The sequence below is a fragment of the Microbacterium sp. genome (assembly GCF_017305435.1).
Lineage (GTDB): Bacteria > Actinomycetota > Actinomycetes > Actinomycetales > Microbacteriaceae > Microbacterium.
In genome coordinates this window covers 189,270-212,944 of the sequence record NZ_JAFKIP010000004.1, presented here as the reverse complement: position 1 = coordinate 212,944, position 23,675 = coordinate 189,270, and the positions used below count along the sequence as shown (strand labels likewise).

Annotated in this window: 21 protein-coding genes; 8 read left to right on the top strand and 13 right to left on the bottom strand. The window is 68.9% G+C overall.

The window, feature by feature from the left end:
- Positions 1-147: 147 nt before the first annotated feature.
- Positions 148-408 (top strand): 30S ribosomal protein S20, encoded by a 261-nt coding sequence (gene rpsT, locus J0I43_RS07125; protein ID WP_292861181.1) that lies wholly within the window; start codon positions 148-150, stop codon positions 406-408.
- A gap of 66 nt (positions 409-474) precedes the next feature.
- Here the strand turns inward: rpsT and J0I43_RS07120 are convergent, their stop codons facing one another.
- Entirely contained in the window at positions 475-1,398 is a 924-nt protein-coding gene (locus J0I43_RS07120; RefSeq protein ID WP_292861178.1) for a heme o synthase, read from the bottom strand.
- 267 nt (positions 1,399-1,665) lie between these two features.
- Here J0I43_RS07120 and tkt point away from each other — a divergent pair, with 267 nt between their 5' ends.
- From tkt to pgl, 6 genes are read left to right on the top strand one after another with little or no spacing between them, the layout of a single operon-like run.
- Positions 1,666-3,744, top strand: coding sequence for a transketolase (gene tkt / locus J0I43_RS07115; RefSeq protein WP_292861175.1), 2,079 nt, complete (start codon positions 1,666-1,668; stop codon positions 3,742-3,744).
- Complete coding sequence (gene tal / locus J0I43_RS07110; protein WP_292861172.1) at positions 3,741-4,865, top strand: transaldolase; 1,125 nt, start codon at positions 3,741-3,743, stop codon at positions 4,863-4,865. Before tkt ends, tal begins: the two co-directional genes overlap by 4 nt.
- A complete protein-coding gene (locus tag J0I43_RS07105; protein ID WP_292861169.1) occupies positions 4,862-6,490 on the top strand; it encodes a glucose-6-phosphate isomerase in 1,629 nt (542 codons plus the stop codon). The genes tal and J0I43_RS07105 overlap by 4 nt, the downstream gene beginning before the upstream one ends.
- A gap of 13 nt (positions 6,491-6,503) precedes the next feature.
- Positions 6,504-8,066 carry a glucose-6-phosphate dehydrogenase gene (gene zwf / locus J0I43_RS07100; RefSeq protein WP_292861166.1) on the top strand — a complete coding sequence of 521 codons (1,563 nt, stop codon included), beginning with the start codon at positions 6,504-6,506 and terminating at the stop codon, positions 8,064-8,066.
- On the top strand, positions 8,063-9,022 hold the full coding sequence (locus tag J0I43_RS07095) for a glucose-6-phosphate dehydrogenase assembly protein OpcA (protein ID WP_292861163.1): 960 nt from the start codon (positions 8,063-8,065) through the stop codon (positions 9,020-9,022). Before zwf ends, J0I43_RS07095 begins: the two co-directional genes overlap by 4 nt.
- Before the next feature lie 8 nt (positions 9,023-9,030).
- Positions 9,031-9,810 (top strand): 6-phosphogluconolactonase, encoded by a 780-nt coding sequence (gene pgl, locus J0I43_RS07090; RefSeq protein ID WP_292861160.1) that lies wholly within the window; start codon positions 9,031-9,033, stop codon positions 9,808-9,810.
- 3 nt (positions 9,811-9,813) lie between these two features.
- On the opposite strand, the gene J0I43_RS07085 is transcribed toward pgl, so the two are convergent.
- The 11 genes from J0I43_RS07085 to J0I43_RS07035 all read right to left on the bottom strand — a co-directional run bounded on the left by J0I43_RS07085 (position 9,814) and on the right by J0I43_RS07035 (position 21,844).
- Positions 9,814-10,170 (bottom strand): RNA polymerase-binding protein RbpA, encoded by a 357-nt coding sequence (locus tag J0I43_RS07085; protein ID WP_292861157.1) that lies wholly within the window; start codon positions 10,168-10,170, stop codon positions 9,814-9,816.
- Entirely contained in the window at positions 10,170-10,418 is a 249-nt protein-coding gene (gene secG, locus J0I43_RS07080) for a preprotein translocase subunit SecG (protein WP_196322857.1), read from the bottom strand. Before secG ends, J0I43_RS07085 begins: the two co-directional genes overlap by 1 nt.
- A 100-nt stretch (positions 10,419-10,518) precedes the next feature.
- Complete coding sequence (gene tpiA, locus J0I43_RS07075; RefSeq protein WP_292861147.1) at positions 10,519-11,301, bottom strand: triose-phosphate isomerase; 783 nt, start codon at positions 11,299-11,301, stop codon at positions 10,519-10,521.
- Complete coding sequence (gene pgk / locus J0I43_RS07070; RefSeq protein WP_292861144.1) at positions 11,301-12,518, bottom strand: phosphoglycerate kinase; 1,218 nt, start codon at positions 12,516-12,518, stop codon at positions 11,301-11,303. The genes tpiA and pgk overlap by 1 nt, the downstream gene beginning before the upstream one ends.
- Before the next feature lie 11 nt (positions 12,519-12,529).
- Complete coding sequence (gene gap, locus J0I43_RS07065; RefSeq protein ID WP_292861142.1) at positions 12,530-13,540, bottom strand: type I glyceraldehyde-3-phosphate dehydrogenase; 1,011 nt, start codon at positions 13,538-13,540, stop codon at positions 12,530-12,532.
- A 137-nt stretch (positions 13,541-13,677) separates the two neighbouring features.
- Positions 13,678-14,307, bottom strand: a complete 630-nt coding sequence (locus tag J0I43_RS07060) for a superoxide dismutase (protein WP_292861139.1) — start codon at positions 14,305-14,307, stop codon at positions 13,678-13,680.
- 166 nt (positions 14,308-14,473) lie between these two features.
- Entirely contained in the window at positions 14,474-15,451 is a 978-nt protein-coding gene (gene whiA / locus J0I43_RS07055; protein WP_292861136.1) for a DNA-binding protein WhiA, read from the bottom strand.
- A gap of 40 nt (positions 15,452-15,491) precedes the next feature.
- Positions 15,492-16,367: an RNase adapter RapZ gene (gene rapZ, locus J0I43_RS07050; protein WP_292861133.1), complete on the bottom strand. Its 876-nt coding sequence runs from the start codon at positions 16,365-16,367 to the stop codon at positions 15,492-15,494.
- A 60-nt stretch (positions 16,368-16,427) separates the two neighbouring features.
- Positions 16,428-18,413 (bottom strand): excinuclease ABC subunit UvrC, encoded by a 1,986-nt coding sequence (uvrC, locus tag J0I43_RS07045; protein WP_292861130.1) that lies wholly within the window; start codon positions 18,411-18,413, stop codon positions 16,428-16,430.
- A 1-nt stretch (position 18,414) separates the two neighbouring features.
- Positions 18,415-21,333: an excinuclease ABC subunit UvrA gene (gene uvrA, locus J0I43_RS07040; RefSeq protein ID WP_292861127.1), complete on the bottom strand. Its 2,919-nt coding sequence runs from the start codon at positions 21,331-21,333 to the stop codon at positions 18,415-18,417.
- Positions 21,334-21,397: 64 nt separating this feature from the next.
- On the bottom strand, positions 21,398-21,844 hold the full coding sequence (locus J0I43_RS07035) for a MarR family winged helix-turn-helix transcriptional regulator (protein ID WP_292861124.1): 447 nt from the start codon (positions 21,842-21,844) through the stop codon (positions 21,398-21,400).
- A gap of 36 nt (positions 21,845-21,880) precedes the next feature.
- On the opposite strand from J0I43_RS07035, the gene J0I43_RS07030 reads away from it, so the two are divergent.
- Complete coding sequence (locus tag J0I43_RS07030; protein WP_292861121.1) at positions 21,881-22,117, top strand: hypothetical protein; 237 nt, start codon at positions 21,881-21,883, stop codon at positions 22,115-22,117.
- 16 nt (positions 22,118-22,133) lie between these two features.
- Here the strand turns inward: J0I43_RS07030 and J0I43_RS07025 are convergent, their stop codons facing one another.
- Positions 22,134-23,660 carry a UDP-N-acetylmuramoyl-L-alanyl-D-glutamate--2,6-diaminopimelate ligase gene (locus tag J0I43_RS07025; RefSeq protein WP_292861118.1) on the bottom strand — a complete coding sequence of 509 codons (1,527 nt, stop codon included), beginning with the start codon at positions 23,658-23,660 and terminating at the stop codon, positions 22,134-22,136.
- Positions 23,661-23,675: the final 15 nt, after the last annotated feature.

Genomic DNA, 23,675 nt, shown 5'->3' with positions numbered 1-23,675 from the left:
TCCGAGCGATTCGAAGCCGCGGCGACACACCTGGTAGACTCGGTGATTGGCTTGCGTACGGGTCCCACCCCGTGCGCCGCCGGAGGCGCCCCTCTACCGCTACCCCGGCACATCCATCGAAAACACCGAACGAAAGAGCCGTCGAACGTGGCGAACATCAAGTCGCAGATCAAGCGCAACAAGACCAACGAGAAGGCGCACGAGCGCAACAAGGCCGTCAAGAGCGAGCTGAAGACCGAGGTGCGCCGCACCCGCGAGGCGATCGCCGCCGGCGACAAGGCTGCCGCCGAGAAGGCGCTCGCGAAGGCATCCAAGAAGCTCGACAAGGCCGTGAGCAAGGGCGTCATCCACGAGAACCAGGCCGCGAACCGCAAGTCGTCGATCGCGAAGCAGGTCGCCGCTCTCTGAGCCGCAGACATACACGAAAGAGCCCGTCCCCTCGAGGGGACGGGCTCTTTCGTGTATCGGGGAGGCTCAGAACGGGAGCAGCGGGTCGATCGCGATCGCGACGAAGAGCAGCGTGAGGTAGGTGATCGACGCGTGGAAGACACGCATGGGCTTGATCTGCTCGCCGCGCGCTGCGCGGTTGTAGAGCACGTGCGCCTCGAAGACGAACCATCCGCCGAAGACCAGCGCGGACACCGTGTAGACGAGGCCCATGCCGGCGACGGGCGTCAGCAGCAGCGAGCACGCGACGGTGGCCCATGCGTAGAGGATCACCTGCAGACCGACCTGCAGGCCGTCGCGCGTCGCGCCGAGCATCGGCACGTCCGCCTCCTGGTAGTCCCCCTTGTACTTCATCGACAGGGGCCAGTAGTGCGGCGGCGTCCACAGGAACACGAGGACGAAGAGGATGAACGGCGGCCAGGCGAGCGAGCCCGTGACCGCGGTCCATCCGATGAGCACGGGGAAGCAGCCCGCGATCCCGCCCCACACGATGTTCTGCTCCGTACGGCGCTTGAGGAGGATCGTGTAGATGACGACGTAGAAGAAGATCGCCGCGACGCTCAGGACGGCCGCGAGCCAGTTGGTCGTCACGAGCAGCCAGACGGTCGACACCACCGCAAGGGTCCACGCGAAGACCAGGCCTGCCCGTGGGGAGATCTCGCCCGTCACGAGCGGGCGGTTCTTCGTGCGGCGCATGTGCGCGTCGATGTCGCGGTCGAGATACATGTTGAATGCGGCCGCCGAAGCGGCGCTCATCGCGCCGCCGATCGTGGCGGCGAGCACGAGCCAGAGGCTCGGCATCCCGCCCTGCGCCAGGATCATGACGGGCACGGTCGTCACGAGCAGCAGCTCGAGCACACGGGGCTTCGTGAGCGCGACGTACGCGCGCACGGTGCTGCCGACGGAGCGTCGACCTCGTTCGAGTTCGACCGTCGCGCTCGCCTGCGCCATGTGCACTTCCCTCCGCCGACTGCCGCGTCCAGTCTAAGACAGGGCGTCTCTCCGCGAGTCCGCTCTTGTGTCCACTCCACTGAACCCCGTACAGTGTGTTGAACCGACTCTCGATCGGCGAGGATGACGCGCAGTTGCGTCACATGGCCTGTCGGGTATGCGCAGTCGGTAAGCTGAAACCACAAGCGCCGCCGAGCGCCGGAGACGCAGCGGCGCCGCCGCCCGATCCCCTCGGTCGCACTCCCCTCACTCTCGAAAGGGCGGTCCGTGTCGGAACTGCGTTGGGATGAAATCGATCGGCGTGCGGTGGATACCGCCCGAGTGCTCGCGGCGGATGCCGTGGAGAAGGTGGGGAACGGCCATCCGGGTACCGCCATGAGCCTCGCTCCCGCCGCGTACCTGCTGTATCAGCGGGTGCTGCGTCATGATCCGGCGGACACCCACTGGCTGGGCCGCGACCGCTTCATCCTCTCGGCAGGTCACTCGTCGCTGACGCAGTACGTGCAGCTGTACCTGGGCGGGTTCGGTCTCGAGCTGAAGGACCTCGAGGCGCTGCGCACGTGGGGCTCGCTCACACCGGGCCACCCGGAGTACGGGCACACCAAGGGTGTCGAGATCACGACCGGTCCGCTGGGCCAGGGTCTGTCCTCCGCGGTCGGGTTCGCCTACGCGGCACGCTACGAGCGGGGCCTGTTCGACCCGGAGGCTCCGGCGGGCACGAGCCCGTTCGACCACTTCGTCTACGTCATCGCGGGCGACGGCGACCTGCAGGAGGGCGTGACGTCCGAGGCATCCAGCCTCGCGGGGCACCAGGAGCTCGGCAACCTCATCGCGATCTACGACTCCAACCAGATCTCCATCGAGGACGACACGAACGTCGCGTTCACCGAGGACGTCGCCAAGCGGTACGAAGCGTACGGCTGGCAGGTTCAGACGGTCGACTGGAAGAAGACCGGCGAGTACGTCGAAGACGTCGCCGAGTTGCATGCGGCGATCGAGGCGGCCCAGGGCGAGACGTCCAAGCCGTCGCTGATCATCCTCAAGACGATCATCGGCTGGCCCTCCCCCGGCAAGCAGAACACCGGCAAGATCCACGGTTCCGCCCTCGGCGGCGACGAGCTCGCCGCGACGAAGAAGGTGCTCGGCTTCGATCCCGAGAAGAGCTTCGTCGTCGCGGACGACGTCATCGCGCACACCCGCGCGCTGGGCGACCGGGCGAAGGAGGCGCGTGCCGCCTGGCAGGCGCACTTCGACGAGTGGGCCGCGGCGAACCCCGAGCGCAAGGCGCTGCTGGACCGTCTCGAGGCGGGCGAGCTGCCCGCTGACCTGACCGTCCCGGCGTTCGAGGCGGGCAAGGACGTCTCGACGCGTGCCGCCTCGGGTCAGGTCATCAATGCGCTCGCGGCGCAGCTCCCGGAGCTGTGGGGCGGCTCGGCAGACCTCGCCGAGTCGAACCTGACGACGATCAAGGATGCCAAGAGCTTCATCCCCGCCGAGTGGTCCACCCACGAGTGGTCGGGCGACCCGTACGGACGGGTGCTGCACTTCGGCATCCGCGAGCACGCGATGGGTGCCATCGTCAACGGCATCAAGCTGCACGGACCGACGCGCCCGTTCGGCGGCACGTTCCTGATCTTCAGCGACTACATGCGCCCCCCGGTGCGTCTGGCCGCGCTGATGGACATCCCGTCGATCTTCGTGTGGACGCACGACTCCGTCGCCCTCGGCGAGGACGGTCCCACCCACCAGCCGATCGAACAGCTGTCGACGCTCCGCCTCATTCCGAACTTCACGGTCGTACGCCCCGCCGATGCGAACGAGACCTCTGCCGCATGGCACGAGATCGTCCGTCGCACGAACGGCGGCCCGGTCGGTATCGCCCTCACCCGCCAGAACATCCCCGTGTTCCCGCGCGGCGAGCAGGGGTTCGCGACGACGGACGGCGTCGCGAAGGGCGCCTACGTCCTCATCGACAGCGACGGCACCCCCGACGTGATCCTCATCGCGACCGGGTCCGAGGTGCAGCTCGCCGTGCAGGCCCGCGAGGTCCTCGCCGGCGAAGGCATCCAGGCGCGCGTCGTGTCCGCTCCCTCACTGGAGTGGTTCGCCGAACAAGACGACGCCTACCGCGAGTCGGTCCTCCCGGCGGCGGTCAAGGCGCGTGTTTCCGTCGAAGCCGGCTCCACCCCCCTGTGGCGCACGATCGTCGGCGACACCGGCCGCACCGTCGGCATCGATCACTTCGGCGCCTCCGCCGACTACAAGACCCTGTTCGAGAAGTTCGGCATCACCACCGACCACGTCGCCGACGCGGCGCGCGCGACCGTCAAGGAGAACAACGCATGAGCACCCCCACCCAGGATCTCACCGCCGCCGGTGTCAGCATCTGGCTCGACGACCTGTCTCGAAAGCGCATCGACTCCGGCAACCTCGCCGAACTCATCCAGACGCGGAACGTGTCCGGTGTGACGACGAACCCGTCGATCTTCCAGGCCGCGATCGGCAACAAGGAGGACGACTCGTACGACGCTCCTCTGGCCGCGCTCGCGGCGCGTGGCGTGTCGGCCGATGAGGCGATCTTCGAGATCACGACGACCGACGTCGCGGATGCCGCCGACATCTTCCGGCCCGTCTTCGACGCGACCGGCGGCGTCGACGGGCGCGTGTCGATCGAGGTCTCCCCCGACCTCGCGCACGACACCGACGCGACGATCTCCGAGGCGCAGCAGCTGTGGGCCAAGGTCGACCGCCCGAACGCGCTCATCAAGATCCCCGCGACCAAGGCGGGCCTCCCCGCGATCACGGCGACGCTCGCGGCGGGCATCTCGGTCAATGTGACGCTGATCTTCTCGCTCGAGCGTTACGGCGAGGTCATCGACGCGTACCTCGCGGGTCTCGAGCAGGCGAAGGCGAACGGGCACGACCTCAGCGGCATCCACTCGGTCGCGTCGTTCTTCGTCTCCCGCGTGGACACCGAGGTCGACAAGCGCCTCACCGCCATCGGCACCGACGCGGCCGCGGCTCTGAAGTCGCAGGCGGGGCTCGCGAACGCCCGCCTCGCGTACGAGCTGTTCGAGCAGCGTTTCGCCGAGCCGCGCGCGCAGGAGCTCGTCGCCGCCGGCGGCAACGTGCAGCGCCCGCTGTGGGCGTCGACCGGCGTCAAGGACCCCGCGCTCCCCGACACGCTCTACGTCACCGAGCTCGTCGCCCCCGGCACCGTCAACACGATGCCGGAGAAGACCCTCGAGGCGACGTTCGACCACGGCGTCGTGACCGGTGACACCATCACGGGTGCCTACGCGGACGCACACCGCGTCTTCGACGAGCTCGCCGCCGCCGGCGTCGACATCGCCGACGTCACGCAGCTGCTCGAGGACGAGGGCGTCGAGAAGTTCATCGCGTCGTGGCAGGACCTCAAATCGACGGTCTCGGCGGCACTGGCCGCCGCACCGGAGAACGCCCGGTGAGTTTCGAGATCCACGTCTCCGGACGGGTGAAGCACGTCGTCGAGGCGACGCTTCCCGGGTTGGTGGACGCGCTCGTCGCGAGCGGCATCACGGCGGGAGATCCGGACCTGTGGGGCCCGGATGCCGCCGAGGAGGCCTCCCGCCGCCTCGGCTGGGTGAACGCGGTCAGCGTCTCCCGGCCGCTCGTCGACGAGATCGACGCCCTGCGCGCCGACCTCGTCGGTCGAGGACTCACGCGCATCGTCCTCGCGGGGATGGGCGGCTCGTCGCTCGCGCCCGAGGTCATCGCGGCGACAGCCGGCGTTCCGCTCGTGGTGCTCGACTCGACCGCTCCTGGCCAGGTGCTCGCGGCGATCGACGGCGACGGTGCGACCGGCGGCCTCGCCGAGACCGTCCTCGTCGTCTCCTCGAAGTCCGGGTCGACGGTCGAGACGGACTCCGCGCGGCGCGCCTTCGAGGCCGCATGGCGTGACCTCGGCATCGACCCCGCTGAGCGCATCGTCGTCGTGACCGACCCGGGTTCGCCGCTCGACGCGTCGGCACGCGAGGCCGGGTACCGCGTGTTCAACGCCGACCCGACGGTCGGGGGGCGCTACTCGGCCCTCACCGCGTTCGGTCTCGTGCCCGCGGGTCTTGCCGGCGTCGACATCTCCGAGCTCCTGGACGAGGCCGAGGCGACGCTGCTCGAGGTCGCGATCGACGACCCGCGGAACCCCGCGCTCGTCCTCGCTGCCGCCATCGCCGGCAGCGCCGCGGAGATCCCCCGCCGCGACAAGCTCGGGCTCGTCTCGGACGGGACGCACATCGTGGGCCTGCCCGACTGGATCGAGCAGCTCGTGGCCGAGTCGACCGGCAAGCAGGGCACCGGCATCCTTCCGGTCGTCCTCCTCCCCGTCTCCCCGGAGGTCGACGAGACTCCGGCGGATCTGCAGATCCTGCGCCTCGTCGACGACGCCGTGCACTTCCGGATCATCGAGCAGTACCCGGATGAGATCCTCGTGAGCGGCTCGCTCGGCGCGCAGTTCGTCGTGTGGGAGTATGCGACCGCGATCGCGGGGCGCGTGCTCGGCATCGATCCGTTCGACCAGCCCGACGTCGAATCCGCCAAGGAGGCCACTCGCGGTCTGCTGGACGCCCGCCCCGACGTCGGGGCTCCCGCGTTCGTCTCGGGCGATGTCGAGGTGCGCGTCTCGGATGCCGCGCTGGCCGCATCGGGAACTCTCCCGGGCGTCCTCGACGCGCTCTGGGCTCGCCTCGGGCCCACGGGATACGTAGCGATCCAGGCGTACGTCGACCGCACCGCGGTTCCCCAGCTCGCGGGGCTCCGCGAGCTGGTCGCCGCGGACAGCGGCCGCCCGACGACGTTCGGCTGGGGACCCCGGTTCCTGCACTCGACGGGTCAATACCACAAGGGCGGACCTGCCGACGGCGTCTTCGTCCAGATCCTCGGGTCGAGCGAGGTGGACCTCGAGATCCCCGGCCGCCCGTTCACGTTCGGTCAGCTGATCGCCGCGCAGGCGGCGGGCGATGCGTCGGTGCTCGTCGCACACGGTCGTCCCGTCGTGACGCTCACCCTCACCGATCCGCAGACCGACGTTCTGGCGCTGTTCGAAGCAGCGCAGTAGGAGAACCTTTTCGATGACCGTGGAGATCTCGCGTGGGCACAACCCCCTGCGCGACCCCGATGACCGCCGCCTGAACCGCATCGCCGGTCCCAGTGCGCTCGTGATCTTCGGCGTGACGGGCGATCTGTCGCGCAAGAAGCTCATGCCGGCTGTGTACGACCTCGCGAACCGGGGGCTCCTGCCGCCCGGGTTCGCCCTCGTCGGTTTCGCCCGCCGCGATTGGGAGGACCAGGACTTCGCGAAGGTCGTGCACGACTCGGTGCGGCAGCACGCTCGGACGCCGTTCCGCGAGGAGACGTGGAAGCAGCTGCTCCAAGGCATCCGATTCGTCTCGGGCGAGTTCGGGGACGACGACGCGTTCCGGCGTCTGCGCGAGACCGTCGAGAAGCTCGACGTCGAGCGCGGCACGATGGGCAACCACGCGTTCTACCTGTCAATCCCCCCGCGCGACTTCCCGATCGTCGCGAAGCAGCTCAAGCAGTCGGGCCTCGTCGACGACAAGTCGACCAACCCCGATGCCTGGCGTCGCGTCGTGATCGAGAAGCCGTTCGGCTCCGACCTGCAGACGGCGCGCGAACTCAACGCGGCGCTCGAAGTCGCCTTCCCCGCGGATTCGATCTTCCGGATCGACCACTACCTCGGCAAGGAGACTGTCCAGAACATCCTGGCGCTGCGCTTCGCCAACGAGCTCTACGAGCCGATCTGGAACGCCAACTACGTCGACCACGTGCAGATCACGATGGCCGAGGACATCGGGGTCGCCGGACGGGCCGGCTACTACGACGGCATCGGCGCGGCACGCGACGTCATCCAGAACCATCTCCTGCAGCTGCTCGCCCTGACCGCGATGGAGGAGCCGATCTCGATGTCGGCGACCGACCTGCGCGCCGAGAAGGAGAAGGTGCTCGCCGCGGTCCGGCTCCCCGAGGACCTCTCGGTCGCCACCGCCCGCGGGCAGTACGGCGGCGGCTGGCAGGGCGGCGAGGAGGTCACCGGCTTCCTCGACGAGGACGGTATGAACCCCGACTCGACGACCGAGACGTATGCCGCGGTGAAGCTCGAGATCGCCACCCGCCGCTGGGCGGGTGTGCCGTTCTACCTGCGCACGGGCAAGCGCCTCGGCCGACGCGTGACGGAGATCGCGGTCGTGTTCAAGCGCGCTCCGCAGCACCTCTTCCAGCGCAACCAGACCCTCGAGCTGGGGCAGAACGCGCTCGTGATCCGCGTGCAGCCCGATGAGGGTGTCACGATCCGGTTCGGCTCCAAGGTGCCGGGCGCGGCGAACGAGGTCCGCGACGTCACGATGGACTTCGGCTACGGCCACGCGTTCACCGAGTCGAGCCCGGAGGCGTACGAGCGTCTGATCCTCGACGTCCTCCTGGGCGACCCGCCGCTGTTCCCCCGGCACGAAGAGGTCGAGCTGTCCTGGAAGATCCTCGACCCCGTCGAGGAGTACTGGTCGGCCCTCGACGCCGAGGCGCAGGATGGTCTCGAGCAGTACTCCCCCGGCTCCTGGGGACCCCCGTCCGCCGATGAACTCCTGGCCCGCGACGGCCGCGTCTGGAGGCGCCCGTGATCGTCGATCTGCCCGACACCACCGTCTCGAAGATCGCACGCTCCCTCGTGAGCGTGCGGGAGGAGGGCGGCGCCGTCGCCCTCGGGCGTGTGCTCACCCTCGTCATCGTGACGACCCACGGGCTGCAGGAAGAGGCGATCGAGGCGGCGAACGACGCCTCGCGCGAGCACCCCATGCGCGTCATCGTCCTCATCACCAACACCGACGGCGACGCGAAGCTCGACGCGCAGATCCGCGTCGGCGGCGACGCCGGGGCGAGCGAGGTCATCGTGCTGCGCGCGCATGGCCCGGCCGCGGCCAATCAGGAAGGGCTCATCACTGGCCTCCTGCTCCCCGACGCTCCCGTGGTCGCGTGGTGGCCCGACTACCCGCCGGCGCAGCCGTCGACATCGGATGTCGGCCGCATGGCGCAGCGACGCATCACGGATGCCTCGACGAAGCCCTTCACGAAGGATCGCCTCTCCCAGCTCGGCACGTCGTACGCGCCCGGTGACACCGATCTCGCCTGGACGCGCCTGACGCACTGGCGGGAGCAGCTCGCCGCGGTGCTGGACCAGCCGCCGTACGAGCCCGTCACGGCCGTCGAGGTCGTCGGCGCGGGCAGCTCGCCCTCGACGGGCCTGCTGGCGGCGTGGCTGCGGCTGCAGCTCGACGTGCCGGTGGTGTGGCGCTACGCCCCCCAGGACGACTGGGACCACGGCATCCGTTCGGTGCGTCTGACGCGTCCGTCGGGTGACATCCTGCTCGAGCGCAGCAATGATATCGACGCCTCGCTGACCCAGCCCGGCCAGCCCGCGCACGACATCGTGCTCCCCCGGCGTACGCTGCGCGAGTGCCTCGCCGAAGAGCTCCGACGCCTCGATCCCGACCTCCTGTATGGTCGAGTGATCACGGAAGGCTGGGACCTGATCGGACCGCCCGAGCATCTCGAGGCGTCCCCCCAGTCCGAGTCTTAGGAGCTCCGATGGCGCAGTTGTGGACCGAGAAGCGAGTGGTCATCAGCACCGGCGCCGAGACCCTGGCATCCGATGTCGCGGAGCGGCTCGTCGTGCGGCTCATCCGCCGCTCGCTCGCCGGCAAGACGTCGCATCTCATCCTCACCGGCGGCGCGATCGGCACCGATGTGCTCCGCGCCGCGGGCGCGCATCCGCGGCGCGGCGAGGTCGACTGGTCGGCGGTCCACCTGTGGTGGGGTGATGAGCGGTTCCTGCCCGCAGGCCACCCGGAACGCAACGACGTGGGAGCGCGCGCCGCTCTCATCGATCACATCGACATCCCGCCGCAGAACGTCCACCCGATGGCGACCTCGGGGGACGTCGTCGACATGGATGCCGCCGCCGACGCCTACGCTGCGGAACTCGCGCGCTACGGCGACGACGAGCAGGCGTGGCCCGCGTTCTACCTGTGCTTCCTCGGCGTCGGGCCGGACGGACACATCGCCTCGCTCTTCCCCGATCGCACGGAGATCCAGGTGACCGACCGCGCCGTCGTCGCGGTGCACGATGCCCCCAAGCCGCCGAGCGACCGGCTGAGTCTGACACGGCCCGTGCTGAACTCCGCACGGTGCGTCTGGCTCGTGCTGTCGGGCGTCGACAAGGCGTCCGCCCTCGGGCTCGCCCTCGCGGGTGCGAGCTACGAGACGGTGCCGGCTGCCGGCGCGAAGGGCCGCCGACGCACGCTGTTCTTCGTCGACGAGGATGCCGCGGCGAACGTCCCCGGCGAACTCATCGATCAGGAGTTTTGAGCCTCAGGCCTGTCCGCGCCGCTCGCGCAGCTGCTGCAGCGCATCGTCGAGGAGGGCGTCGGCCTCTTCCTCGGTGCGACGCTCCTTCACGTAGGCGAGGTGCGTCTTGTACGGCTCGGTCTTGGCGAGCGCGGGAGGGTTCTCCTTGTCGCGACCGGCGGGGAGGCCGGAGTGCGGCGAGTCGATGACCTCGGGGATCTCCTCCTCGGGGATCCCTGCCGCGAAGTAGCGGACGGTCTCGTTGCCGAGAGCGTCCCAGTAGGAGATCGCCACGCGGTCGGCGTGGTGACCGTGGTCCTGCTCGCCCATGGGACCGGCACCGACACGGGTGCCGCGGATCGCGTTTCCTCCGGTAGCCATCAGATCCCCTGGAACTTGGTGATGAGTCCGAGCGCGACGATGGAGACGAACCACACGAGCGCGAGGACGACGGTGAAGCGGTTGAGGTTGCGCTCCGCGAGACCGGACGATCCCATTGCGGAGCTCATGCCGCCGCCGAACATGTCCGACAGGCCACCCCCGCGCCCTTTGTGCAGGAGGATCAGGAGGGTCAGCAGGAGGCTGGTGATCCCCAGCAGGACCTGCAGCACGAACTCGAGGATGTCCACAGTCGAAGAAGCCTTTCGCTGCGCCCACCGCAGGGCGCACAAGGGTCGAGTATACCGTCCGAGGGCGCCTCCCCGGAGGAGGCGCCCTCGGATGCCGTCGTCAGACGCCGACGTGCTTCTGGTACCGGATGATCGCAGCGAACTCGTCGGCGACGAGACTCGCCCCGCCGACCAGCGCGCCGTCGACGTCGGGCTCGCGCATGAAGCTCGCAATGTTGCCCGACTTCACAGAGCCGCCATACAGGATGCGGGTGCGTGCGGCCGCGTCGGCTCCCAGCTTGTCGGCGATCACCGCACGAAGGGCGCCGCAGACCTCCTGAGCCTGCTCGGGCGAGGCTACCTGGCCGGTGCCGATCGCCCAGACCGGCTCGTAGGCCACGACGATGTCCGCGTCCGCCGAGACGCCTTCGAGGGCGACCTCGAGCTGACCGACCGAGACGGCCGTGGGGCCGGACTCCTCGCGCTGCTCGAGCGTCTCGCCCACGCAGATCACCGGGACGAGCCCGTTGCGGAGGGCCGCCTGCACCTTCTCGCCGACGAGCTCGTCGGTCTCATGGTGGTAGTCGCGGCGCTCGGAGTGCCCGATGATGACGTAGCGGCATCCGAGTTTCGACAGGAAGACGCCGGAGATCTCGCCGGTGTACGCTCCGGAGTCCTTCGTCGAGAGATCCTGCGCACCGAAGGCGAACGGGATCTTGTCGGCGTCGATGAGTGTCTGCACCGTGCGGATGTCGGTGAATGGCGGGAAGAGGGCCACCTCGACCGAGCCGTCCTCGTGCGCGGCATCCTTCAGGGTCCAGTGCAGCTTCTGGACGAATGCGACCGCCTGCAGGTGGTCGAGGTTCATCTTCCAGTTGCCGGCGATGAGCGGGGTCCGTGCCATCAGCTTTCCCATCCGAGGATCTCCAGCCCGGGGAGCTTCTTGCCCTCCAGGAACTCCAAGCTCGCGCCGCCGCCGGTCGAGATGTGACCGAACTGGTCGTCCGCGAAGCCGAGCTGTCGCACAGCCGCGGCGGAATCGCCGCCGCCGACGACCGACAGGCCCTCGACGTCGGTCAGCGCCTCCGCGACGGCCTTCGTGCCCGCGGCGAACGCCGGCATCTCGAAGACGCCCATCGGGCCGTTCCAGAACACCGTCTTCGACGAGCGGATGGCGTCGGCGAAGATCGTCGCCGTCTCGGGCCCGATGTCCAGACCCATGCCGTCGGCGCCGAACGGCGTGTCCTCCAGCGAGTCCGCAGCCGCAACGACGTGGTCGGCATCCGCCGCGAAGCCGGAGGCCATGACCGCGTCCACCGGGAGGACGAGCTCGACGCCCTTCTCGGCCGCCGTCGCGATATAGCCCTTGACGGTGTCGATCTGGTCGACTTCGAGCAGGCTCTTGCCCACCTTGAGGCCCTGGGCGGCGAGGAACGTGAAGAGCATTCCGCCGCCCACGAGGATCTTGTCCGCACGCGGTAGGAGGTGCTCGATGACGCCGAGCTTGTCGCTGACCTTCGACCCGCCGAGGACGACCGCGTAGGGGCGCTCGGGCTTCTCGGTGAGACGGTCGAGGACGTCGACCTCCTTCTCGATGAGGAAGCCGGCGGCGGACGGCAGGAGCTCGGCGAGCTCGTACACCGACGCCTGCTTGCGGTGGACGACACCGAACCCGTCTGAGACGAGCGCGTCGCCGAGAGCCGCGAGCTGCTCGGCGAACGCGCGGCGCTCAGCGGCATCCTTCGCTGTCTCGCCCGGGTTGAAGCGGAGGTTCTCGATGACGGCCACGTCCCCGTCTTCGAGCGCGGATGCCGCGGTCTGCGCAGACTCGCCGACGGTGTCGGTCGCGAAGGCGACCGGCTTGCCGAGAAGCTCTGACAGGCGCTGTGCGACCGGCTCGAGGCTGTACTTCGGGTCAGGGGCCCCGTCGGGGCGGCCCAGGTGGGAGCACGCGATGACGCGCGCGCCCTGGTTGATCAAGTGATTGAGCGTGGGAAGAGCCGCCCGGATACGGCCATCGTCCGTGATGACGCCCTCTTTGAGAGGGACATTGAAGTCAACACGGACGATGACGCGCTTACCGGCCAGCGAACCCAGGGAATCGAGGGTACGCAGAGCCATGATGTTCTAGATCAGAGCTTCTCGGCGACGAGCTCGGTGAGGTCGACGAGACGGTTGGAGTAGCCCCACTCGTTGTCGTACCACGACGACACCTTGACGAGGTTGCCCGAGACGTTGGTCTGACCGGCGTCGAAGACGGACGAGTGCGGGTCGAGCTGGATGTCGCTCGAGACGATCGCGTCCTCGTTGTACTTCAGGTAGCCGACGAGCTCGCCTTCAGCCGCAGCCTTCTTGTAGGCGGCGTTGATGACCTCGGCGGTCAGGCCTTCGGTCGGGGTGATGATCGTGAGGTCCACGATCGAACCGGTGGGAACCGGCACGCGGTACGACGAGCCGGAGAGCTTGCCGTTGAGCTCGGGCAGCACGAGGCCGATGGCCTTGGCGGCGCCGGTCGACGCGGGCACGATGTTGATCGCCGCGGCGCGGGCCCGGTGCAGGTCGCTGTGCGGGCCGTCCTGCAGGTTCTGGTCGGCCGTGTAGGCGTGCGCGGTCATCATGAAGCCGCGCTCGATGCCGAAGTTGTCGTTGAAGACCTTGGCCAGGGGCGCGAGGCAGTTGGTGGTGCACGACGCGTTCGAGATGATGTTCATCGTCGCCGAGTCGTACTCGCCGTCGTTGACGCCCATGACGAACGTGCCGTCGACATCGGTGCCGGGGGCCGAGATGATGACCTTCTTCGCCCCACCCTCGATGTGCTTCTTGGCGTCGACAGCCTTGGTGAAGCGGCCCGTCGACTCGATGACGATGTCGACACCGAGCTCGCCCCACGGCAGGTTGGCGGGGTCGCGCTCCTCGAAGACCTTGATGGCCTTGCCGTTGACGGTGATGGAGTCCGCGTCGTACGAGACCTCGGCGTCGAGGCGTCCGCCGACGGAGTCGTACTTGAGGAGGTGCGCGAGGGTCTTGTTGTCGGTGAGGTCGTTCACCGCCACGATGTCGAGGTCCGCACCCTGCTCGAGAGCCGCGCGGAGGAAGTTACGTCCGATGCGGCCGAAGCCGTTGATTCCGATCTTGACAGACACGTTGTCTCCCGATTCAGTCGCGCCGTGTTGGCGGTGCGGAGCGCACCCCGACGCGTTCGATTGGTTTATGAGAAGAGGATGCCGGGTCTCTCCCGTTGCCGGGCGAGACCCGGCATCCTCACCTGGTCACGACACTACTACTTGAGCAGGCCCGCCGTCTTATCGCGCGCCGTCGAAAAGCGCTGTGCGACGTTGCCCCAGTTCGCGATGTTCCAGACCGCCTTGACGTAGTCGGCCTTGACGTTGAGGTAGTCGAGGTAGAACGCGTGCTCCCACATGTCGAGCTGGAAGATCGGGACGGTGCCCTGCGCCGTGTTGGACTGCTGATCGAACAGCTGCTGGATGATGAGCTGCTCGCCGATCGGGTCCCAGCTGAGCACCGCCCAGCCGGAGCCCTGGATGCCGGTGGCAGCGGCCGTGAAGTGCGCCTGGAACTTGTCGAAGCCCCCGAAGTTGTCGTCGATCGCGGCCTTCAGCTCGCCCTCGGGCTCACCGCCACCGCCGTCGGTCGCCGGAGCGAGGTTGGTCCAGAAGATCGAGTGGTTGACGTGACCGCCGAGGTTGAAGGCGAGGTCCTTCTCGAGCTTGTTCACGTTCGCCAGGTTGCCGGTCTCCCGCGCCTCGGCGAGCTGCTCGAGCGCCGTGTTCGCGCCGGTGACGTAGGCCTGGTGATGCTTGTCGTGGTGCAGCTCCATGATCTTGCCGCTGATGTGGGGCTCGAGGGCCGCGAAATCGTAGGGGAGGTCCGGGAGTGTGTACTTCGCCATGTTCTCTTCTTCCTGTTCGCGCCGCGCACGGGGCACGGCGAGGGGACGAGTCTCATCCTATTGACGTGCAACGCTCGCGGCAGGGGGTTGTTCCCCATGCGTCTCTGTGCGATGCGTGTCCGTGCGACGCGTCGCTGCCCGAGGGGCGGACGACGGCGGCGGCGCGTCAGTCCTCGAAGCCCTCGGGGACGGCGGACTCGGTGCCGGGGATGCCGTCGACGGTCGCCTTCTTGTCGGCCATCGCCAGGAGGCGGCGGATACGGCCCGCGACGGCGTCCTTCGTGAGCGGCGGGTCGGCGTGGTGGCCCAGTTCGTCGAGGCTCGCGTCGCGGTGCGACAGGCGCAGCTCCCCCGCCTCCCTGAGGTGATCGGGGACCTCGTCCCCGAGGATCTCGAGGGCCCGTTCTACGCGCGCGCACGCCGCCACCGCGGCCTGGGCCGAACGCCGCAGGTTGGCGTCGTCGAAGTTCACGAGGCGGTTCACGCCCGCACGCACCTCACGGCGCTGGCGCATCTCCTCCCACGCGTCGGCCGTGCGGACCGCACCCATCTCGGCGAGAGCCACGCGGATGGCGTCGCCGTCACGCACGACGACGCGCGGGATGCCGCGCACTTCGCGAGCCTTCGCCGTGATGCCGAGGCGATGCGCCGCTCCGACGAGAGCCATCGCCGCCTCACCCGAGGGGCACGCGATCTCGAGCGCTGCGGAGCGCCCTGGATCGGAGAGCGAACCGGCGGCGAGGAACGCGCCGCGCCACACCGCGGCGAGATCGGGGCGCGCACCCGTGGTGAGCTTGTTCGGCAGACCCCGCACCGGACGGCGACGCTGGTCGAGCAGACCGGTCTGGCGTGCGAGCGTCTCGCCGCCGTCGATCACGCGGACGGCGAACGTCCCGCCGGTGCGCCCGCCCGAGGCCTGCACACGGTGCAGTTCGGGGCGCACCCCGTAGAGCTCCATGATGTCGCGCGCGACGCGTCGAGCCAGCAGGTCCGACTCGAGCTCGGCTTCGACGGCAACCCGTCCCGCGATCTGGTGCAACCCGCCGGAGAATCGGAGGATCGCGGTCAGTTCCGCCACGCGAGCCGTGGGTCGAGGGTCACGGACCCCGGCCAGCTCGGTCTTCACGTCGACGGTTGGTGACACGGCGATCCTTCGGTCTTCGGTGCGGGGACGAACGACCAGCCTACTCGCGTCCGAGGTCTCGATGCTTCACGCGCACGGCCACTCCGGGCACCTCCGCCAGCCGCGCGGCGAGCTCGACGGCGGTGACGACCGAGCGATGCTTACCCCCCGTGCAGCCGACCGCGACGACGGAATGGCGCTTGTTCTCGCGCTGATACCCCTCCAGCACGGGGTGCAGCGCCGCGGCGTAGGCGTCGATGAACTCGCGCGCGCCGGTCTGCCCGAGGACGAACTCGCGCACGGGCTCCTCCTCCCCCGTGAGCCCCTTCAGCTCGGGTATCCAGAACGGATTGGGGAGGAACCTCATATCGGCGACGAGGTCGACGTCGGTCGGAAGACCGTACTTGAAGCCGAAGCTCATGACGGTGACGGTGTGCCGCGCCTCGCCCTCTTCGCTGAAGAGATCGACGACGCGCGTCGCGAGTTGATGGATGTTGAGTGCGCTCGTGTCGATGAGGACATCCGCGCTCTCGCGGATCGCCGCGAGGCGCTCCCGCTCCCGGCGGATCCCGTCCAGGATCGTCCCGTCACCCTGCAGCGGGTGGGGGCGACGGACGGATTCGAAGCGACGCACGAGGACGTCGTCGGAGGCATCCAGGAAGAGCACTCTGACCTGGCGCGCGGCGCGGAGCGAACTCGCCACGGCGGGCAACTCGCGGAAGAGGTCGCGCCCGCGCACGTCGACGACGGCGGCGATCTTCGGCAGCGCACCGGCGGCGAGGTCGGAGATGTCGAGCAGCGGCCGCAGCATCTGCGGCGGAAGATTGTCGACGACGTACCAGTCGAGGTCCTCGAGGGCGTTCGCGGCCGTCGTGCGCCCGGCGCCCGACATCCCGGTCACGATCAGGATCTCGCTGGCGACCTCGTCCTCAGCCACGTGTCCTCCCCAGGATCTCCCTCAGCCTAGCGAGTCGCCGCACGGTGGCGGGGCCCGATCTCACCGGTTCACGGTCTCGACCGTGTCGAAGCCGGCCGCGCGAGCAGGGGCGGAGGCGCGACCTGGGGCTGCGCGCTTCGCGAGACGTTCCTCGATCGCGGCGGCGAGCTTGGGGCCGATCCCGGGCAGCTCGGTGATCTCGGCAGCGCTCGCCCGGCTCAGTGCCGCGACGGACCCGAAGTGCTTCAGCAGCGCCTTGATCCGCGCGTCTCCGAGCCCCGGGACCTCCGCCAGCACCGTCGTGATGTCGCGCCCGCGCCGCGTGCGCTGGTGCGTGATGGCGAAGCGGTGCGCTTCATCGCGCAGTCGCTGCAGCAGGTACAGCGCCTCCGAAGTACGCGGCAGGATGACGGGGTACTCGTCGCCGGGCAGCCAGATCTCCTCGAGCCGCTTCGCGATGCCGCAGAGGGCGATCTCGGTGTGGCCGGAGTCCTGCAGGGCGCGCGCAGCCGCCGAGACCTGCGGTGCGCCGCCGTCGACGACGAGCAGCTGCGGACGGTACGCGAACCGTGGGCGCTTGCGCTCGGTCACGACCGGAGCCTCGTCATCCGACTCGCCGAGGGCGCGCGCGGCGGCCTCGGCTTCCGTGACCGCATCGTCGCGGTCGATGTGCGCGAGGCGGCGCATCAGCACCTGATAGAGCGAGTCGGTGTCGTCGGTCGTCTCGGGGACGCTGAACGAACGGTACTGGTCCTTGCGCGGCAGCCCGTCCTCGAAGACGACCATGGATGCCACGACGTTCGTTCCGGACAGGTGCGACACGTCGTAGCACTCGATGCGCAGCGGCGCTTCGTCCATCCCGAGCGCGAGCTGCAGGTCCGTGAGGGCTTTGGTACGGGACGTGTAGTCGGAGGTGCGCCGCGTCTTGTGCAGGAGGAGCGCCTGCTGCGCGTTGATCGTCGCGGTGCGCAGGAGATCGGCCTTGCGTCCGCGCTGCGCGACCTGGAGCGACACGCGCTTGCCGCGACGCTCCTGCAGCCACTGCTCGAGTTCGAGGGCGTCGTCGGGAAGCGTCGGGACGAGCACCTGGCGCGGGATCTCACTCGGGCTCGCCGCACCGTACGTGCGCTGGAGCACCTGATCGACGAGGTCGGCGCCGGAGATGTCGAGCTCCTTGTCGATCGTCGTCGCACGTACACCGCGGACGCGCCCGCCGCGCACGACGAAGTGCTGGACGGCGGCGGACAGCTCGTCCTCCGCGATCCCGAAGAGATCGGCGTCGGTGTCGTCGGCGAGGACGAGCGAGCTGCGGCTGAGCACGGCGTCGATCGCCTGCAGTCGGTCGCGGTAGCGCGCCGCCGCCTCGTAGTCCATCGCAGCGGATGCCTCGCGCATCCGCGCCGTGAGCTCACGGCTGAACCGCGCGTCACCGCCGGCCATGAAGGCCACGAAGTCGTCGACGATCGCGCGGTGCTCCTCGATCGTGACCTTCATCGAGCAGGGACCGCCGCAGCGCCCGATCTGCCCGGGGAAGCACGGCCTGCCCGTCGCCATGGCCTTCTTGTACGAGGCATCCGAACAGGTACGGATCGGGAACACCTTGATCATGAGATCGATCGTGTCGTGCACCGCCCAGATCTTCGGATACGGGCCGAAGTAGCGCGCGCCCGGAATCCTCCGGTTGCGCGTCACGATGACCCGCGGCGCCTCGTCGCCGAGGGTGATCGCCATGTACGGGTACGACTTGTCGTCCTTGTACCGGACGTTGAACGGCGGCGAGTACTCCTGGATCCACATGTACTCGAGCTGCAGCGACTCGACGTCGCTCGCCACGACCGTCCACTCGACGGATGCCGCCGTCAGCACCATCCGGCGGGTGCGCTCGTGCAGCGTGTGCAGCGGGGCGAAATAGTTCGACAGCCGCGCCCGCAGGTTCTTCGCCTTGCCGACGTACAGCACCCGTCCGTCGGCGTCGCGGAAGCGATACACCCCGGGCTGGGTCGGGATCTCCCCCGGCTTCGGCTTGTAGGGAAGCGCGTTCGCCATGTCAGCCGGCCTTGCGGGCGGGCTCCCGAGTGGCCGCGGAGCCGGACTCCAGCACCTCGGCGACCTCCAGCACTTCGGCGAGGAAGGCGCCCGTGTGGCTCTCCGCGACGCGCGCGACCTGCTCCGGCGTGCCGGTGGCGACGATCTGGCCGCCGCCCGATCCCCCCTCGGGTCCGAGGTCGATGATCCAGTCGGCCGACTTGATCACGTCGAGGTTGTGCTCGATGACGATGACGGTGTTGCCCTTGTCGACGAGGCCGCCGAGCACTTCCAGCAGGCGGGCGACGTCCTCGAAGTGGAGGCCCGTCGTCGGCTCGTCGAGCACGTAGACGCTCCGCCCGTTGGAGCGGCGCTGCAGCTCGGTCGCGAGCTTGACGCGCTGCGCCTCGCCGCCGGAGAGGGTCGTGGCCGACTGCCCGAGACGCACATAGCCGAGACCGACGTCCACGAGGGTCTTGAGGTACCGGTGGATCGCCTGGATGGGCTCGAAGAAGTCGGCCGCCTCGGAGATCGGCATCTCCAGCACTTCGGCGATGTTCTTGCCCTTGTAGTGGACGCTCAGCGTGTCGCGGTTGTAGCGCTTGCCGTGGCACACCTCGCAGTCGACATAGACGTCAGGAAGGAAGTTCATCTCGATCTTGATCGTGCCGTCGCCCGAGCACGCCTCGCACCGTCCGCCCTTGACGTTGAAGCTGAACCGACCGGGTTGATAGCCCCGCACCTTCGCTTCGCTCGTCTCGCTGAAGAGCGTCCGGATCCGGTCGAACACCCCTGTGTACGTCGCGGGGTTCGAGCGCGGCGTGCGCCCGATCGGCGCCTGATCGACGTGCACGACCTTGTCGAGGTTGTCCAGGCCCGTGACGCGCGTGTGCTTGCCCGCGACGCGGCGCGCACCGTTGAGCTTCGTCGCGAGCACTTCGTAGAGGATGCCGTTGACGAGCGACGACTTGCCCGAGCCGCTGACGCCGGTGACAGCGGTCAGGACCCCGAGAGGGAAGTCCGCGGTCACGTTCTTGAGGTTGTTCTCGCGCGCGCCGACGACCGTCAGCATGCGCTTCTTGTCGATCTTGCGGCGCTTCTTCGGTGTCTCGATCGACCGTCGTCCGCTGAGGTACGCGCCCGTCAGGGAGCGGTCCTCGGTGAGCAGCGACGCGAGCGGCCCGGAGTGGACGACCTCTCCCCCGTGCACGCCGGCGCGCGGGCCGATGTCGACGATCCAGTCCGCCGCGTGCACGGTCTCCTCGTCGTGCTCGACGACGATCAAGGTGTTGCCGAGGCTCTTCAGGTGCACGAGCGTCTCGATGAGTCGGCGGTTGTCGCGCTGGTGCAGTCCGATGGACGGCTCGTCGAGCACGTAGAGCACGCCCGTGAGCCCCGAGCCGATCTGGGTGGCGAGACGGATGCGCTGCGCCTCACCGCCGGAGAGGGAGCCCGCAGCGCGGCTGAGGCTCAGGTAGTTGAGCCCCACCTGGATGAGGAAGTCCAGGCGCGCGCGGATCTCGCGCAGCACGGCCGCGGCGATCTTCGCCTCACGATCGGTCAGATCGAGCTCGTCGAAGTACGACTGCGCGTCGCCGAGGCTCATCCGTGAGGCATCCGCGATCGATCGCCCGTGCACGAGCACCGCGAGCACCTCGGGCTTGAGCCGATCGCCGTTGCACACGGGGCACGGCACCTCGCGCAGGTACTCGGCCCACCGCTGTCGCTGGGTGTCGGTCTCCGCCTGGGTGTACTGCCGCTCGATGTACGGCACGACGCCTTCGAAGCCGGACGAGTACCGCATCTCGCGTCCGTAGCGGTTCCGCCACTTCACCGTGACCTTGTAGTTCTCGCCGCGCAGGACGGCATCCTTCACCTCGGCGCGGAGCTTGCGCCACGGCGTGTCGAGGGAGAAGTCGAGGTCATCGGCGAGACCGACGAGGAGCCGCTCGTAGTACTGATAGAGGCCCTTGCCCTGCGTCGTCCAGGGGATGATGACGCCTTCGTTGATCGAGAGGTCCTCGTCCCCCAACATGAGCTCGACATCGACGGACATCCGGGTGCCGAGGCCCGAGCACGCCGGGCAGGCGCCGAACGGCGCGTTGAAGGAGAACGTGCGCGGCTCGATCTCGGTGAGCTGCAGCGGGTGGCCGTTCGGACAGGCGAGCTTCTCGCTGAAGCTCTGCCACGCGGCATCCCCTTCTTCATCGACGTAGTTCACCTGCACGATGCCGCCCGCGAGGCCGAGCGCCGTCTCGACGGAATCGGTGACGCGCCCCAGGATGTCGGGAGCGGCGACGAGGCGGTCGACGACGACCGCGATGTCGTGCTTGTAGCTCTTCTTGAGCACAGGAGGCTCGGAGAGCTGGATGAGGTCGCCGTCGACGACCGCGCGCGCATAGCCCTTCGCGGAGAGCTCCTTGAAGAGGTCGACGAACTCGCCCTTCTTCTGCGTGACGACGGGGGCGACGATCTGGTACCGGGTGCGATCGGGCAGTTCCATCAGCTGGTCGGCGATCTGCTGCACGGTCTGACGCTGGATCTGCGCACCGCATTCCGGGCAGTGCGGCACGCCGATGCGCGCCCAGAGCAGGCGCATGTAGTCGTGGATCTCGGTGATCGTGCCGACCGTCGAGCGCGGGTTGCGGTTCGTCGACTTCTGGTCGATCGAGACCGCCGGGCTCAGCCCCTCGATGAAGTCGACGTCGGGGCGATCGACCTGGCCGAGGAACTGGCGCGCGTAGGCGCTCAGCGACTCGACGTAGCGCCGCTGTCCCTCCGCGAAGATGGTGTCGAACGCGAGGGACGACTTCCCCGATCCGGAGAGACCGGTGAAGACGACCAGCGAATCGCGCGGGATGTCCAGATCCACGTTCTTGAGGTTGTGGACGCGGGCTCCGCGGACGCTGAGTTTCGAGGCTGCGACGGGGACGATAGGCACTGCTCAAGTCTAGGCGGGGCCTCCGACACGGGGTCCGTGCGTCGTGCGGGGAGGCGTGCCGAGCTCAGGAAGCGCGTCGCCCGGCGAATGGGGCGAGGGCATCGCGCAGGGCGGCGACACGCTCCGCGGTCATTCCCGTCGACGCCATCACCTGAGCCGGAACATCCAGCGCGCGCGTCCGCAGCGCCCACCCCGCCGGTGTCAGCCCCACCTCGAGGATGCGCTCGTCGCTCTCGCTGCGGTCGCGGGAGACGAGTCCGCGCGCATTCAGCCGCTTCACGAGCGGGGAGAGCGTGGCGGGCTCCATGGCGAGTTCCTCGGCGAGGTCGCCGAGGGGGCGCGGCGCACGCTCCCAGAGAGCGAGCATCACGAGGTACTGAGGGTGTGTGAGGCCGAGCGGCTCGAGGATGGGCCGATAGATCGCCACGACGTTGCGCGCCGCCGTCACGAGCGCGAAGCACAGTTGATTGTCGAGCTTCAGCAGCGCGTCGCGGGCATCGGCGTCGTCCATGGCATCCCTTCAGAATTCGTTAGTACACTAATCATCATGACACGAAGTGACGCTGAGCGCCCGTCCCTCCGCACGCGCGTGCGCGAAGCGGGCGGGTGGTACACCTACCTGAATCGCCAGCTCATCCGCTTCGCGGGCCCGGCCTCGGTCGGCCCATACGACGACGTCCCCGTCGCTCCGGCGGCGGAGCGGACGTGTCCGGTCTGCGGAGCCGCGATGGCCAGCCACACGGTGGATCGCTCCGGGCCCAAACCGCTTCTGCACTGCCCGTGACGAGCGGGCGAGGCGGTCAGTCCGCGGTACGGTCGCGGCGCCGCTCGAGTGCCCACGCGACCTCATCGGGGTCGCTGTGGGGAACGATGCCGTGCGCCGTGATCTGGTGCCGCTCGTCGCCCTTGCCGACGATGACGAGCAGATCGCCGGCCTCCGCCAGCTCGACGGCGTGGTGGATCGCCTCCGCCCGCCCCGCGATGTCGAACACCTGAGCGCTCGACCCGCGGGTGCCGGCCACGACGGCACGGCGGATCATCGCCGGGTCCTCGTCGGCGGGGTTGTCGTCGGTGACGACGACGATGTCGGATGCCATGGCGGAGAATCGCCCCATCAAGGGGCGCTTGTGCGCGTCGCGGTTGCCGTTGGAGCCGATGACCGTGATGATGCGACCCGACGTTGCGGGACGCAGCGCGCACAGCAGCGCGTTGATCGCCTCCGGCTTGTGGCCCGCGTCGATGACGACGCGGAAGTCGGCGTCGACCGGCACGAACTGCACGCGCCCCTCGGGCCCGGTGAAGTCCGCCAGACCCGCGACCGAGCGCTCCAGCGGGTATCCGACGCGGTCGAGCGCCGCGACGGCGGCGAGGATGTTGCTCACCGTGAACGTGCCGATGATGGGCGTCGTGAAGCGCGCGGACTGGCCCTCCGGACCGACGACGGTGAACGCCGAGCCGTCGGGTCCGAGCTCGATGTCGATCGCCCGCCAGTCGGCGTCGCGACCGGTGATCGAGAACGACTCCGTGCGCAGCTCGGGATCGTCGTGGAAGCGGCGGCCGGCCTGATCGTCGATGTTGACGAGCGCGAGCCGCGACATCGCGGGCGTGAGGAGCTCGCGCTTGGCCGCGCGGTAGTTCTCCTGCGAACCATGGAAGTCGAGGTGGTCGTGGCCGAGGTTCAGGAAGACGGCGACATCGAAGACCAGCCCGTCGACGCGGCGCATCGTGATCGCCTGGCTCGACACCTCCGAGGAGACCCAGGTGACGCCTTCTTCGCGCATCTTCGCGAGCAGCGCGTGCAGTGCGGGCGCTTCGGGCGTCGTCAGTTTGGTCGGCACCGGGATGCCGTCGATCTTCGATCCCATCGATCCGATCAGACCGCTGCTGCGTTCGCCGAGCGCCGCGTCGATGAGGAACGTCGTCGACGTCTTGCCCTGCGTACCGGTCACGCCGATCGTCTTCAACGCGGTCGCCGGGTGGCCGTAGAACCAGGCGGAGAGGCGACCCAGGAGGCCGCGGGGGTCGTCGACGACGATGAGCGGCATGCCCGCGGGGACCCATTCGGCGCCGGCAGGATCGGTGAGCGCCGCGACCGCACCGGCAGCCCGCGCGTCAGCGGCATATCGGGCACCGTGCGTGCTCGCGCCGGCGGCCGCGACGAAGAGGTCACCCGTACGCACGCCGGCGGTGCTCAACGCGACGCCATGGGCGGCGGGCCCATCGACGCGGAGGTCGCCACCGACGTGCGCAGCGATCTCGGCGAGGGAGTGGGAGATGTCGGCCTCCGGCCGTGCATCGCGCTGCTGCCGCGGGGATTCGTTCGTCACAGGTGCCTCTCGCGC

Excerpts from the sequence above, each read along its gene's own strand:
- pgk (WP_292861144.1), bottom strand. The coding sequence starts at position 12,518 with ATGGCTCTGCGTACCCTCGATTCCCTGGGTTCGCTGGCCGGTAAGCGC.
- J0I43_RS07035 (WP_292861124.1), bottom strand. The coding sequence starts at position 21,844 with ATGGACGACGCCGATGCCCGCGACGCGCTGCTGAAGCTCGACAATCAA.
- zwf (WP_292861166.1), top strand. The coding sequence starts at position 6,504 with ATGACCGTGGAGATCTCGCGTGGGCACAACCCCCTGCGCGACCCCGAT.
- tal (WP_292861172.1), top strand. The coding sequence starts at position 3,741 with ATGAGCACCCCCACCCAGGATCTCACCGCCGCCGGTGTCAGCATCTGG.
- pgl (WP_292861160.1), top strand. The coding sequence starts at position 9,031 with ATGGCGCAGTTGTGGACCGAGAAGCGAGTGGTCATCAGCACCGGCGCC.
- uvrC (WP_292861130.1), bottom strand. The coding sequence starts at position 18,413 with ATGGCGAACGCGCTTCCCTACAAGCCGAAGCCGGGGGAGATCCCGACC.
- J0I43_RS07030 (WP_292861121.1), top strand. The coding sequence starts at position 21,881 with ATGACACGAAGTGACGCTGAGCGCCCGTCCCTCCGCACGCGCGTGCGC.
- J0I43_RS07085 (WP_292861157.1), bottom strand. The coding sequence starts at position 10,170 with ATGGCTACCGGAGGAAACGCGATCCGCGGCACCCGTGTCGGTGCCGGT.
- J0I43_RS07060 (WP_292861139.1), bottom strand. The coding sequence starts at position 14,307 with ATGGCGAAGTACACACTCCCGGACCTCCCCTACGATTTCGCGGCCCTC.
- J0I43_RS07120 (WP_292861178.1), bottom strand. The coding sequence starts at position 1,398 with ATGGCGCAGGCGAGCGCGACGGTCGAACTCGAACGAGGTCGACGCTCC.
- tpiA (WP_292861147.1), bottom strand. The coding sequence starts at position 11,301 with ATGGCACGGACCCCGCTCATCGCCGGCAACTGGAAGATGAACCTCGAC.